Here is a 14,024-nt window from a genome sequence, read left to right as displayed (position 1 = left end):
ATATGGCGAAGTATAGAAATGTGTTTTTTTATGTAATAACAATCCTATTTTTCTCAGGATTAATGTATTATTTTTTTATTGAAGGTAAAACTTTAGAAATCAATCAAAATGTAATACACAAAGTTTCAGAAGGATCCATGTGGGAAACATTTGTAGCATCTTTTAAAGAAAATCTGCATCATCCTTTGGCTTTGCTGCTGGCACAAATCGTCACCATTATCCTTGCAGCTAGACTTTTTGGTTGGATTTGCATCAAAATAAAACAACCGGCGGTCATTGGCGAAATGATTGCGGGGATCGTTTTAGGCCCCTCCCTACTTGGCCTTTATTTCCCCGATTTTTCCGCCTTCCTCTTTCCATCAGAATCACTGGGGAATCTTCAGTTTCTAAGCCAGATAGGATTAATACTTTTTATGTTTATTGTCGGTATGGAGCTCGATTTAAGTGTTCTACGCAAAAAAGCACACGATGCCGTTGTAATCAGCCACGCAAGTATCATCATCCCTTTTGCCTTAGGAATAGGACTTTCCTATTTTCTCTATCTCGAATTCGCTCCAAAAGGAGTTCAGTTCACATCATTTGCACTATTTATCGCAATCGCCATGAGCATCACTGCTTTCCCGGTTTTAGCCAGGATCGTGCAAGAAAGGAATCTACAAAAAACCCGACTGGGCACCGTTGTCATTACCTGTGCAGCGGCAGATGACATTACAGCTTGGTGCATTTTGGCAGCGGTTATTGCCATCGTAAAGGCAGGCTCATTTACCAGTTCTTTATTTGTTATCATAATGGCGATTATCTACGTACTGATGATGATCAAAATTGTGCGCCCATTTCTTAAAAGAATTGCAGATTTACAAACAGGCAAAGGCATCATTAGCAAAGCCTTTGTTGCTATCTTCTTTTTAGTTCTCATTTTATCTTCTTATGCTACAGAAGTCATCGGTATTCATGCCCTTTTCGGAGCATTTATGGCAGGTGCAATCATGCCGGAGAACACAAAATTCCGAAACCTTTTTATAGAAAAAGTAGAGGATGTAGCTATGATTTTACTCCTACCGCTTTTCTTTGTATTTACAGGATTACGCACCCAGATTGGTCTGTTAGACGATAGCCATCTCTGGATCACAGCAGCACTCATCATTTCAGTTGCAGTTGTAGGAAAATTCGCAGGAAGTGCTTTCACTGCAAAATTTCTCAAAATGAGTTGGAAAGACAGCCTTACCATTGGTGCATTGATGAACACAAGGGGATTGATGGAATTAATCGTCCTCAATATTGGATATGAATTAGGAGTTCTTAGCCCACAGATTTTTACAATGATGGTGATTATGGCACTGTTTACAACCTTCATGACAGGGCCTGCATTAGATCTGATTAACTTTTTGTTCAAAAACAAAACATCAGAAAATGAAATTATTGATGAAATCAATGCGAATCAATATAAAGTCTTAATCTCTTTTGACAAGCCAGATTCTGGGAGTGCCTTGCTAAAACTCGCAGATAACCTGACACATAAAATGAAGGATAAAAAAAGCATTACCGTGATGAATATAGCACCCACAACAGAGCTTCATTCCTTCGATGCAGATTTATACAAAGAAGAACAATTCGCCGAAACATTAGAGACCTCTCAGGAACTGAAAATCCCCGTTAAAACGCTCTTCAAAGTATCCAATGATTTAGAAGGAGATTTACTGAACATTTCAAAAAAAGGAAATTACGATTTACTCCTTATCATGCTCGGAAGATCCATTTACGAAGGAAGTATTTTAGGAAAACTGTTAGGGTTTACGACAAAAATCATCAATCCCGAAAAATTAATCAATACCGTAAAAGGAAAAAATCCAATATTCAACTCATCACCATTCGATGATTTCACGCTCAGCATTATGGACAAAACCACCATTCCTGTTGGGATTATGATTAATAAAAATTTCCAGAATGCCACCAAAGTATTTGTTCCGATTTTTGATCTCAATGATTTCTTCCTCTTAGAATATGCAAAAAACCTCATTCATAACAACGACTCACAAATCATCATATTAGATGCAGCAGGGGAAATAAATCGTAATACCGAAATTAAAGAAACCATCAGAAACATAGAACAAGTAGCCCCAAACAATATTTCACTATATGAAAATCAAAAAATAGACAAAGAATTTCTCGCAACAATGCAACTCATGCTAATTAGTACCCAAAGCTGGAAAAAACTAATTGATAGCAAAAGCATTTGGCTTACATCAATACCCTCAACACTAATAATTTCCAATAATTGAGTAGTTTATCATATTGATTAAAAATGAATTAGTAACTTTATCCTACAAAAAAAAACAATAATATGCCATCAACATCAGAAGTAGGACACGCCAAAAACGTAGCCAACCTACAAAAACTTACAGAACAAGTAATTACTTTTACCAATTACAATCCACCAGTAGACAACCTCAAAGTTGCAAACCTACAAACCCTTTATACAACCGCTTCCACAAAATTGAGCGAAGTTGAAGACAAGCGACACGCCAACAAAAATGCAATCGCATTACGCCAATCTGCATTTGAAAATTTGAAATCTACCTGCACAAAAATCATCAATCATTTAGAAATTTTGGGACTTCCCGAGGGAACAATCGACCAAGCAAAATCCTTAAACCGGGTAATCCAAGGCGGACAAAAGAAAACGACTGCACCACCCGATGAAAACGGAAATCCTGCACCCACCGTTTCCACTTCCGACAATCTTATACCCAACAAGCAGAGAATTTCGGAATTTTATTGCAATTGTTGTCTACAATTACAGCATACAACCCAAACGAGGACGATTTAAAATTAGTAAATCTCAACACCTACAAAGATTCATTAGTAAGTTCCACTCAATCCATTGACCAAACCGAAGCGGAACTCAACACAAAACTCATAGAAAGAGACAATCTTTTATATGCAGACGGAACAGGTTTATATCCTATCGCCCAAAATATCAAGAAGTATGTAAAAAGCCTTTATGGAGCAACGTCGCCGGAGTATAAAAATGTATTGGACATCAAATTCACCTCTCCAGTTTAATATTAGAACAGGAAGTTTTTCAATTAGAGCGTCCTGTATTTATATTCTTCTATCCTAACGGAATATTCTGTTAGGATGTTTTTATATTCTTTCGTTTGTAAATTATATTGGCATGATGTGGAGCTATATTCTTGTCTTTGTAAAATATATTTTCGTGTTTGTAATTTATATTGGAGCGTTTGAAAGTTATATTTTCGTGTTTGTAAATTACATTCTTCCATAATTTAAAATCCAACTTGCAAAAAAGCCCACCGCAAAGGAAAAAGCACATTTGCAGTCCGCTTCACCAGCCTCAAAACCCAAGACTGCAAAAGAGCTTTTCCCTTCCCTCTTTTTCCCCTCCGCCAAAAAAGAATAAATTTCCCTCAACTACTCCTACATATTTTCAAACACACTGAACAAAAAGCACTGCATATAACATGGTATTGCTAAAATGCGGGGTTAAAGTCAAGATAGAAAACTCGGTTATATTTACCCACAAAAACTTTTTTTTTTCACTCTTTTTAGTAAATTAGCAAAAGAAAAAAGTTTTTGTTCAGTGTAGTGATAATTGAACTTTCAGTTTGTAAAAGCCCGCACTTCAGCAATACTTTTTCCGTTATAGGCAACCTTACCAAAACCCCTCAAATGAATATAGACAACATTCTTGACAACATATATCTATTGCCACAAACATCTAAGCAGACGCTTAAAAAGCAAATTGATGAAGTGAGTTTTTCAAAGGGACATATCTTGTTAAGAGCAGACAAAATCGAAAACAATATCTACTTTATTAAACAAGGAATTGTCAGAGGTTATTCTAAAACAACCGACAACGAAATAACTTTTTGGTTTGGAAAAGAGGGAGATACAATTATTTCTATGAAAAGTTATGTTTCAAATCAGAAAGGATATGAAGATATTGAATTGATGGAAAGTTGCAAACTGTATGAACTGAAAACAAAAAGCCTTAAAAAACTTTTTGACGAAGACATTCATATTGCAAATTGGGGGCGAAGATTTGCCGAACAGGAGCTTGTAAAAACAGAAGAACGTCTTATTTCCCGACAATTCCGAACTGCAAAAGAACGTTACAAAGAAATTCTAAAAGATAATCCCGACCTAATTCAACGGGTTCAATTAGGACACATAGCTTCATATTTGGGAATAACACAAGTTAGTTTAAGCAGAATAAGAGCAGAAATAAAATAGCTAGTTCATTTTTTATCATTTGTAAAATTTTCTCTCAATTTCATTTCCGAATTTTGCAAGCAGAAAATTAGAGAAAATGAATTGGATTATTTTAGTGATTGCTGGTTTATTTGAAGTCGCTTTTGCCTTTTGTTTAGGTAAAGCAAAAGGGACAACAGGAAACGAAATGTATTTATGGTATGGAGGTTTTTTAGTTACTCTTGCCATCAGTATGGGACTTCTTGTTAAAGCTACTCAAGCATTACCAATCGGAACAGCTTATGCTGTCTGGACAGGTATCGGAGCCGTAGGAACAGTTTTAGTAGGAATTTTTGTATTTAAAGAACCTGCAACCTTCTTACGAATACTGTTTCTGACTACTTTAATTGGTTCAATTGTTGGACTTAAAGCTGTTTCTGCACATTAACCAAATTAAATTTACAAAATGAATATCACAATACGAAAAGCAGAAGAAAAAGACAGTGAACAACTTTGGCAGTTAATGAAAGAATTGGCAGTTTTTGAAAAGTATATTAATTCATTTGCCATTACACCGGAAATTGTTAGAAACAGTGGATTTAAAAAAAATCCACCCGATTTTCATTGTATTGTTGCGGAAGACAGTGATAAAATCGCAGGAATGTTGGTGTATTATTATCATCCTTACACAGCCCAGAACAAACCTGCCATTTATATGAAAGAATTGTATGTAGATGAAAATTACAGAGGGCAAAAAATGGGAGAACAGTTAATGAATGCTTTAAAAAATGAAGCAAAAGAAAATAATTGCTCGCAGATTAAATGGACAGTTGCACCTTGGAATGAAGCAGGACAAAGATTTTACGAGAGATTAGGAGCAAATGAAAATAAAGAATGGCTGAATTATGAATGGAATATTTAATTATTTAAGCAATGAAAAATATAACAGTACAGAAAGTTACGCTAAACAACATTAAACAATTACAGGAAATAGGAAGAAAAACTTTTTATGAAACTTTTGCAGGTTCAAACACCGAAGAAGATATGCAAAAATATTTAGACGAAAGTTTTGCCGAAACCAAATTGACAGAAGAACTTACAGACCCAAACTCTGAATTTTATTTTGCAATACTTGATGACAATGTAATCGGTTACTTAAAAGTGAACTTTGGACAATCACAAACAGAACTTAAAAACGACAAAGCACTTGAAATAGAAAGAATTTACGTTCCGAAAGAATTTCACGGAAAAAAAGTCGGACAAATTCTTTACGACAAGGCGTTGCAAGTCGCAAGACAAAAAAACGCTGACTATGTTTGGTTAGGCGTTTGGGAAGAAAATCCAAGAGCAATAAGTTTCTACAAGAAAAATGGTTTCGTTGAATTTGACAAACACATTTTCAAATTGGGCAATGACGAACAGACGGACATAATGATGAAACTAAAAATAAATAACAACTAAAAAGGCAGCCTATAACATCGTATTGGCAATAGGCGGGCTGAACGGCTTCGTATCAACGGAAGTGCAAAATTCAACATTTGTGCTTCGTATGAACATTAGTGCTAAAAATCCCGCCCATCGCCAATACGCGAACCGTTATCTGCAATATTATGAAGACCGTAACAAATTAATTCAATTAGTATCATAAATAATGAAAACCAACCTATTAATCTTATTATTTACAATTTTTCTGCTTTCCTGTATGACCTCAAAAAATTCTGAAAATGTTTCTGTCTTATTTAAAAGATGGAAAATTGATTATGTTGAATTGAATAATCAAAAAATGGAAGAGTTTGGAAAAGAGGAAGGTTCGATGGAATATGAATTCAAAAAAGATAATACTTACACCGTTTATGATAACGGAACCGAATCAAATGGAAAATGGGAATTTAATGTGGAAGAAAAAAGCGTATATTTTCAAAATCCTTATGGAGAAATTGAAGGAAAAGTGACAGCTATTTCTAAAGATAAAATAATATTAATTCCAACAACAAAAATTGGAAAACATCCTGAATTGGAAATCGTAAAATTTCATTATAAACCGAAGTAAAAAATACTGCAGATAACATAGGTTTGGCGCAATGCGGGGCTTGAATCCAAGTTGAACTACCCGAAAAATTTAGCCGCCACTGCTTTTCCGTTCCACAAATTTTTCTTAAGTTAGTTCCACGGAAAAAGCATTGGCTTCGTTTGGTTTGAATTGAACTTGCCGTTCAATTAAGCCCGCACTGCGCCAAGCCTTTTCCCGTTACCTGCAACCGTAACTGAACAACCGCATAAAAACAAATATGGCAACAGAAATACAAACTTGGCAAATTATTGACGGTAAATTGAATATCGTAAATTCGACTTTAAGTGAAAACGGAAGAAAAGAAAAAGAGGATTTAGAAGAATGGATTAAAAGTAATTCTGAAATTCTCGGAAATGATATTGCAATTATCGGTCAACAAGTTCAAACTAAATCCGGACCGTTAGATTTTTTGGGTATTGATAACAATGGAAATGTCGTTATCATTGAACTTAAGAGAGAAAAACTGCCGAGAGAAGTATTAGCACAAGTTGTTGACTATGCTTCTGACGTTTCTACTTGGGATATTGAAAAACTTGGAGAAATTTGCCAAAAATTTACTGACCAATCTTTGATTGATTATTTATCCGAAAAATTTCCTCAAAAACAAATTGAAGATTTGTCTATAAATCAGGTTCAGCGACTTTTACTTGTTGGTTTTGCTGTTGAAGAACCGCTGAGTAGAATGATTGAATGGCTATCCACAAATTATAATTTAGGAATTAATGCAATTGTTTTAAGTTACATTAAAACCAAAAGCGGAGATGAACTTTTATCCAAAACTGTAATAATTCCAGAAGAAGTTGAAAGGGAAAAATCAAACAAAAAGAAATTCATTATTGATATGTCAAATGAACCAGGAACATATGAAATAAATGAATTAAGAGAAAATCTCATAAAGTATCTTTCAAAAAATATCGTATCCTCTCAAAGAATCAAAGATTATTTTTTGCCTGCATTACTTAAAAAAGATATGCTAACAAGAGTGCAAATGAGAAAAGAATTTGCAAGAAATGGCGCCGCTGATAACGAAAGACAAGCGGGATACTTTTTGGCATTAATCTCAAATCAACTCGGACATAAATGGAACGATTACTTGAGACAAGTTATTCACTATGAATTTCCGAATTATCCGTGGGAAAAGGACAATTTCAAAATCAACGACGAGTATAAGGAATTAGTAAAAGAAATATTAGAAAAACTAAATGAATAAAACGGCAGCAGGTAACATAGTATTTGCAAAAGGCGGGGTTGAAGTTATAATAGAACCACTCTACTTTTTTAGTCGCAATTTGCTTTTCGTTTCACATTTTTTTGTAATTTAGTTCCACGAAAAAGCAATTTGCTTCGGTTGGTCGAAATTGAACTTTTCGTGCAGTTTAGCCCGCCCTTCGCAAATACTTTTTCCGTTATCTGTAATGTCACTGAAAAACCCGCTCAAAAAAATTATCGAAATTTTCTTGTGTGAAATCAATCATAATTCTTTTAGGCTTTTCAATTCCGAAAAGGTTATTTGAGTTGTAATGTAAATCAGTTAATCCTTTTACAGTTGGAATATGGACGTTATTAAAATGATAAGCCATATTTTTAACTGCCATCGTAAATAATTTTGCGCCACCGGGGCGAAACTTTTTAATAAATTTCAACCTGTCCTCATTTATTTTAACAATACAACCCTTTCTGCTGAACATAACCACTCCGCAGTTTATTCTATCTCCAAACGGAGATTGTAAATAAAAAATTGATACATATACTTTCATAATTCAATATTTAAAAAGACACTACAGATAACATGGCATTTGCAAAATGTGGCGGAAACTTTCAATCTGCATACGCCACACTTCGCAAGATGCTTTGCCGTTACCTGCAATGCTACCAAAAATGCCTCAAAACCTATGAAATTTATTTTAACATTTTTTTTCTGTTTAGTTTTTACTTTTAGTTTTTCACAAAAATTTCTAATTGAGAAAATTCCTTTTGAATTAACGGAATATAATAATATCAAAGTAAAAACTATCCTAAACAAAAAAGATACTATATTTTTGACTTTTGACACAGGCTCAATAGACTTTTATTTGACAAAAGAAGCGATAAAAAAGTATCTAAACCCAAAAGGTTTAAAATTGACAATGAATGACATCAGTGATAATTCATTTTTGATAGAGAAACTAGAATGGAGCAACCAACAAGTCTACCCTATTGAAACAACAGGACAAGGAACGGATGGCATGTTTGGATGGAATATGTTTCAAAACAAAATTATTGAAATTGATTATGAGAAAAAATTATTGAAAGTCTATTCAAAACTTCCAAAAATATCAAGAAAATATCAAAAATTTGAAATGAATGTTATGGATGAACATTTTTCAATTAATTTGGATTTGGAAGAGAAAGGTCAGAAATACAACAGCCAATTTCTTTTTGATACAGGCTTTCAAAAAGCATTAATGTTAGATAATGATTTGTTGAAAAAGGCAAAATTTCCAGTAAATGAATTGGAAGTTATCAAAACAACTATTTTGCATAATTCAAATAATGATGAAATACCTTTGAATACTGTAAAAATCAAAAACCTAAAATTGGGAAAAATTTTGCTGAAAAATGTTCCTGCTGAATTGAATACCTATAATAAACCCGCAGGTTACGAAACTAATTTTCTAGGAAGTGATGTCCTTAAAAGATTTAATACTATTTTAGATTTTCAGAAAAAAATTGTGTATTTAAAACCAAATAAATACTTTAAAGAAAAATATTTTGACGATAAAAAGAAATCATAAAAGCACTGCAGGTAACATGGGTTTTGCAAGATGCGGGGTTGAAGGAAATCTTAGAGAAATTCTATAAAATACCCGCAAAAAACTTTTCCATTTTTTAGTTTTTTCGTAATTTTAAAAAATGGAAAAAGTTTTTGCTAGCGTTCGGTTTTCCTCTCCACTTTCGGTTGCAGTAGCCCGCACCTCGCAAAGCCCCTTTCCGTTACCTGCAATCTCACCAAAACAGCGAGTATGAAAGAAATTTTCAAAACATTTATAATTTTTTTATTCATTATTTCCTGCGCTTCAAATTCTAAATTTGAGAATGGGAATTATACCGAAAAAATTGACGATTTAAATATCAATTTTACAGTAAAAGGAAAAGGACCAATTATGATTGTTGGACACCCAAGTTCAGGAAAAATCGGCTACGAAATGACTTTAAAACCACTTGAAGAAAGTTTTACAATGGTTTACTATGATTCTCGTGGAATAGGAAAATCCGAAACCCCAAAAAAACTTGAAGATTACAGTGCTAAAAATTCCGTAAAAGAAATTGAATTATTAAGAGAAAAACTTGGTGTAAAAAAGATTTGGCTTTTTGGACATTCAGACCAAAGTGCAATCGCTTTGCAATACGCTGTTGAATATCCAAAAAATATTTCGGGAATAATTTTATCAGGGACAAGTTATGTTGGAAGTCAAAATGAATCTATTGAAAGACGAAAAACTTCTGAAAACAAAAGATTAAAAGAATCTAAATGGTTTGCTAAAGTTATTGAGGATTGGGATTATATGATTGAAAATAATACAACATTTGATAAAAATGGAAATGATATTTCAACTGCAAGAACAAAATGGTGGACTTATGATGAAGAAACTGCACAAAAAGTGATTCCGATTGTAAAGGAAATTACAAAAGTAGGAAGAAGAAAACCAATTGGAAACAATTATTATCAAGAAACACCTGAAGAAAGACAAAAGTATTTGGAATTTCAAAAGAAGTTTAAGGATTTAAAAACAAAGATTTTAATAATTAACGGAAAATACGACACAAACAATTTGCCCGAATTTGCAACAGAACTACATTTTAGGTTGCAAAATTCCAAATTAGTTTTTATAGATAAAGCAGGACATTTTCCTTGGATTGAACAAAGCGAACAATCTTTTACCGAAATTAAAAAATGGCTTCGTGAATAAAGAGACTGCAGGTAACATAGTATTTGCAAAAGGCGGGGTTGAATCTATAATAGAAAAACCCGATGCATTTAGTCGCAACTTGCTTTTCATATTGTATTTTTTTGTAATTTAACAATCTGAAAAAGCAATTTGCTTCGTTCGGTCGAAATTGAACTTGCAGTTAAATTTAGCCCGCCCTTCGCAAATACTTTTTCCGTTACCTGCAAGCATAACAGACGACACGACAATATGAAACAAAAATTAACTATACTATTTGCAGTCATTACTTTGACAGCATTCGGACAGAAAAACCAAACGGTTGACCTGAAATGGAAAATTGGAAAGAGTGAAAAACTCAACTATTTCACAATTATGAGTGACATTGACGAATCCTCAATAGAGATGGATTTTGGTGGACTTTTCAAATCTCTATCGGACAGCACAGACAATGGACTTAAGGAAAGTAAAGACTTATTCAAAAAAATTAATGATGCTTTCAAAAATCAAGACTATGTAACGACACTAACCAATAAAAATAACGGTGTTATTGACATATTAATGACGACAAAACCCAAAGAGACCATTAAAGAAGAAAACATTGACACAACAGACAACAAGGAAGCTGAAGTTTTAAAAATGATGCAATCAATGACACAAGGTGTAATGCTTCGTGGTTCAGTTTATGAGACAGGTGGAATTCATAGTTTTTGGGTCAAGAGTGCTCAAAAGAATTTGATTGCTTTATTTTTTGAATTACCAACAAAACCAGTAAAAATTGGTGACAAATGGTCTCTTGACATTAATCTGATTACAAACGACCAAAACTTTGATTGTGACAGTTCTTATAAGATAAACGAAGTAACGCTTGCAGACATAAAGAAAATAAACGGAGAGACAATAGCAGTTCTTAAATATAACATTGTCGAATATGTAAAGGGGAATTTCAATACTCCTTCATTTTTTGGTAGTGAAGGTGGACAAAAAGAAACTATGATGAAATTTACTCATCAGGGTATTTCAGAGTTTTCCGTTGACAAAGGACGTTGGATAAATTATGACGGAATTATGAGTTTAGAAGCAACAGGCGTAATGACTGCTAATAAAAAAACTAAATTTACATTGATAAATGAAAATGCCAGCAGGTAACAAGGGTTTTGCAAAATGGCGGGTTTCAGTCTAAATTGAAAGTTTCTACATTTTAATCCGCAAAAGCCAATTTTATTAGCTTTTTTTCATAAATTAGCAAATAAAAATTGGCTTTTGCTGCGTTCCGTCTAAATCGAAACTTTCCGCTTCGATTTTCCGCCACTTCGCAAAGCCCCAAACCGTTATGCGACATTTTATGAAAACAGCTGTTAAAATGAATATTAAAATTTTAATCCTTATCTTTTCCTTATTCTTTTTTCAATCCTGTGGATTTTTGAATCAACTGAAATCAGATAGTGAATTAACTAAGAAAATTGAAAACAAATATGAAATTGAAAAAAGACCTGTAAATCTAAAAGAAATCACCGATTTTGACTGGGATACATACACTATTTTATATCCATATACGAATGTTAAAGATTATGCAAAAACAAAGAATTTAAATTTTACTAATATTTACCAAAATGACATTTCGTATAGTGATTATTTTGAACTTCTAGTTTTTATAAAGGATAATAAATCCGTTAAAATTTGTGAATTGAGAAAATTCACTCCTATTTCTGAAAATTACCGATTACAATAAATGGAAATATAAAAAAAACGTCGCATAACATGGGTTTTGCAAGATGCGGGGTTGAAGGAAATCTTAGAAAATTTTCAGAAAGTACCCGCAAAAAACTTTTCCATTTTTTAGTTTTTTCGTAATTTTAAAAAATGGAAAAAGTTTTTGCTATCGTTCGGTTCTCCTCTCCACTCTCGGTTGCAGTAGCCCGCACCTCGCAAAGCCGTTTCCCGTTAGCAGAAATACTTACCAAACTCGTGCGAATAGTTATGAATAAAACATTTTTGATAATTTTGATCATTTTATTTAATCAATTATATTCTCAATCAAATAACAGATTTGTTTATGAATTAAAATTTGTCCGAGATACAATTTCGGATAAGCCGTTGACTAATATTCTGTTTCTAGATACAAATGACAAAGAAATAAAATTCTATTACCAAGAACTATATGAACTTGATTCAACCCAAAAAGCAACGAAAAATTATGCTTCAAGTATGTCTCTCAATACTAGCTTAATGCTGAAGAGAAAAGCAAATAGTTTCAAAAATGAAAATTTTGTTTTTGTTGATACTGATTATTTCAAATATGAAACCACCGATAAAATGATTTGGACAATTTTGCCTGAAACCAAGAAGCAGAATAATTATGATTTACAAAAAGCAACAACAAGCTTTGGAGGAAGAACTTGGGTTGCATGGTTTTGCAAAAATATTCCTATTAATCAGGGACCTTTTAAATTTCAAGGTTTACCAGGTTTGATTTTCCAAATTGAAGATGAGAAAAAACATTTTAGTTTTAACCTTATTCAAATTAAAAAGCTTGAGAATGAATATGATACTGCTAGAATTATTGATTCAAATTTTGGAAAGAACGCAATTCCAATTTCTTTAGAAAAATATAATAAAATACTTTTGAATTCTTACAACAATCCATATTCAGAAATCAGAACAAAGTTGGAACGAGGTGAAGATTATACTTTTGCTGCTTATGGAAGGCAAATTAAATCCGTTAAAGACTTGGATGAAGTTAGAAAAGTTATTCAACAAGAAAAAAGGAAATATTACAATCCAATCGAACTTGATAAAGCTGTCAAATATGGTGAATAATAGTACTTCTGCTAACATTGTATTGGCAAAATGCGGGGTTTCGTGTATAATAGAAAGATCTGAAAAATTTAGCCGCCGCTGCTTTTCATATTGTTTTTTTTCTTAATTTAGACAATCTGAAAAAGCATCGGCTTCGTTTGGTCTGAACTTGAACATTCGTTCAAATTAAGCCCGCACTTCGCCAATACTTTTTCCGTTAGCAGAAATTTTAAACAACATTCTCCATAATAAAGAAATGAAAAAATTAATTTTACCTATTTTAATTGTTACAGCTTTCTCAATTCAAAGTTGTACAGTAATGAAAGTATCAGAGAAAAAACAAGATGGATACTTTGAATCATCAAAAAAAGCAGACATTTTAGTTAATCAACCTTATGATTTAGATAGTAATAAAGAATTACTTGTAGTTCCAAACAATGCATTTATGAAAGGAATGGCTGAAAAATTAGGATATTTTGACAAAGTAATTACTTTTGAAGATTTAGAAAAAGATATTATAAAAGACGGAAAACAAGATGAAGTTGGAGCAATAACTGGAAAAATAGGAATTAATAATGTATACAGAAAATATAAAAAATTTCTATATCTAAAGTTTGACGATAATAAAGAAAAAAGTAAAAGAATACAATTAAAATTAGTTAATCCTGAGAATTTTGACGAAATATTTGTTGGTGATACTCTTTATGATGATTTTTGGGTTGGTGTGAATGATCAAAATACCTTTAATCCACTTTTCAATGCATTAATAACTTACATAAAAGCTAATTCAAAAACATACGGAAAATAAAAACTTCTGCTAACATAGTATTGGCAAAATGCGGGGCTAATTATATAATTGAAAGATTTGTAATATTTATCCGCCGTTGCTTTTCATATTGTTTTTTTCTTTAATTTAGACAATCTGAAAAAGCATCGGCTCCGCTTGGTCTGAACTTGAACATTCGTTCAAATTAAGCCCGCACTTCGCCAATACTTTTTCCGTTAGGCGACATTGT

16 protein-coding genes are annotated in these 14,024 nt (G+C 32.7%); 15 read left to right on the top strand and 1 reads right to left on the bottom strand.

Annotated features, from left to right (window positions below; all coding sequences use genetic code 11):
- Positions 1-2 precede the first annotated feature (2 nt).
- The 9 genes from MTP09_RS06195 to MTP09_RS06155 all read left to right on the top strand — a co-directional run bounded on the left by MTP09_RS06195 (position 3) and on the right by MTP09_RS06155 (position 7,493).
- The gene (locus tag MTP09_RS06195; protein ID WP_243551216.1) at positions 3-2,279 is read left to right on the top strand and encodes a cation:proton antiporter; all 2,277 of its coding nucleotides are present in this window, start codon (positions 3-5) and stop codon (positions 2,277-2,279) included.
- 62 nt (positions 2,280-2,341) lie between these two features.
- On the top strand, positions 2,342-2,827 hold the full coding sequence (locus MTP09_RS06190; protein ID WP_243551214.1) for a hypothetical protein: 486 nt from the start codon (positions 2,342-2,344) through the stop codon (positions 2,825-2,827).
- Positions 2,785-3,063 carry a hypothetical protein gene (locus MTP09_RS06185; RefSeq protein WP_243551213.1) on the top strand — a complete coding sequence of 93 codons (279 nt, stop codon included), beginning with the start codon at positions 2,785-2,787 and terminating at the stop codon, positions 3,061-3,063. The genes MTP09_RS06190 and MTP09_RS06185 overlap by 43 nt, the downstream gene beginning before the upstream one ends.
- Positions 3,064-3,690: 627 nt before the next feature.
- Positions 3,691-4,254, top strand: coding sequence for a Crp/Fnr family transcriptional regulator (locus tag MTP09_RS06180; RefSeq protein WP_243551211.1), 564 nt, complete (start codon positions 3,691-3,693; stop codon positions 4,252-4,254).
- A 76-nt stretch (positions 4,255-4,330) separates the two neighbouring features.
- Positions 4,331-4,660 (top strand): DMT family transporter, encoded by a 330-nt coding sequence (locus MTP09_RS06175; protein WP_243551209.1) that lies wholly within the window; start codon positions 4,331-4,333, stop codon positions 4,658-4,660.
- Between the two features lie 18 nt (positions 4,661-4,678).
- On the top strand, positions 4,679-5,134 hold the full coding sequence (locus tag MTP09_RS06170) for a GNAT family N-acetyltransferase (protein ID WP_243551207.1): 456 nt from the start codon (positions 4,679-4,681) through the stop codon (positions 5,132-5,134).
- A gap of 11 nt (positions 5,135-5,145) precedes the next feature.
- Positions 5,146-5,673: a GNAT family N-acetyltransferase gene (locus tag MTP09_RS06165; protein WP_243551205.1), complete on the top strand. Its 528-nt coding sequence runs from the start codon at positions 5,146-5,148 to the stop codon at positions 5,671-5,673.
- Positions 5,674-5,863: 190 nt separating this feature from the next.
- Complete coding sequence (locus MTP09_RS06160; RefSeq protein WP_243551203.1) at positions 5,864-6,262, top strand: lipocalin-like domain-containing protein; 399 nt, start codon at positions 5,864-5,866, stop codon at positions 6,260-6,262.
- 238 nt (positions 6,263-6,500) lie between these two features.
- On the top strand, positions 6,501-7,493 hold the full coding sequence (locus MTP09_RS06155) for an endonuclease NucS domain-containing protein (protein ID WP_243551201.1): 993 nt from the start codon (positions 6,501-6,503) through the stop codon (positions 7,491-7,493).
- Positions 7,494-7,701: 208 nt separating this feature from the next.
- On the opposite strand, the gene MTP09_RS06150 is transcribed toward MTP09_RS06155, so the two are convergent.
- Positions 7,702-8,040, bottom strand: coding sequence for a hypothetical protein (locus MTP09_RS06150; protein ID WP_243551199.1), 339 nt, complete (start codon positions 8,038-8,040; stop codon positions 7,702-7,704).
- A gap of 135 nt (positions 8,041-8,175) precedes the next feature.
- Between MTP09_RS06150 and MTP09_RS06145 the strand changes: the two genes are divergently transcribed.
- The 6 genes from MTP09_RS06145 to MTP09_RS06120 all read left to right on the top strand — a co-directional run bounded on the left by MTP09_RS06145 (position 8,176) and on the right by MTP09_RS06120 (position 13,816).
- Positions 8,176-9,057, top strand: coding sequence for a pepsin/retropepsin-like aspartic protease family protein (locus MTP09_RS06145; RefSeq protein WP_243551198.1), 882 nt, complete (start codon positions 8,176-8,178; stop codon positions 9,055-9,057).
- Between the two features lie 228 nt (positions 9,058-9,285).
- Positions 9,286-10,233: an alpha/beta fold hydrolase gene (locus tag MTP09_RS06140; protein WP_243551196.1), complete on the top strand. Its 948-nt coding sequence runs from the start codon at positions 9,286-9,288 to the stop codon at positions 10,231-10,233.
- 228 nt (positions 10,234-10,461) lie between these two features.
- Complete coding sequence (locus tag MTP09_RS06135) at positions 10,462-11,358, top strand: hypothetical protein (RefSeq protein WP_243551194.1); 897 nt, start codon at positions 10,462-10,464, stop codon at positions 11,356-11,358.
- A 196-nt stretch (positions 11,359-11,554) separates the two neighbouring features.
- Entirely contained in the window at positions 11,555-11,941 is a 387-nt protein-coding gene (locus MTP09_RS06130) for a hypothetical protein (protein WP_243551192.1), read from the top strand.
- Between the two features lie 131 nt (positions 11,942-12,072).
- Positions 12,073-13,029 carry a GLPGLI family protein gene (locus tag MTP09_RS06125; protein WP_243551190.1) on the top strand — a complete coding sequence of 319 codons (957 nt, stop codon included), beginning with the start codon at positions 12,073-12,075 and terminating at the stop codon, positions 13,027-13,029.
- A gap of 235 nt (positions 13,030-13,264) precedes the next feature.
- A complete protein-coding gene (locus MTP09_RS06120) occupies positions 13,265-13,816 on the top strand; it encodes a hypothetical protein (protein ID WP_243551188.1) in 552 nt (183 codons plus the stop codon).
- Positions 13,817-14,024 lie beyond the last annotated feature (208 nt).

It is taken from the genome of Chryseobacterium suipulveris (assembly GCF_022811685.1).
Lineage (GTDB): Bacteria > Bacteroidota > Bacteroidia > Flavobacteriales > Weeksellaceae > Kaistella > Kaistella suipulveris.
This window is presented reverse-complemented; position numbering and strand designations above follow the sequence as displayed.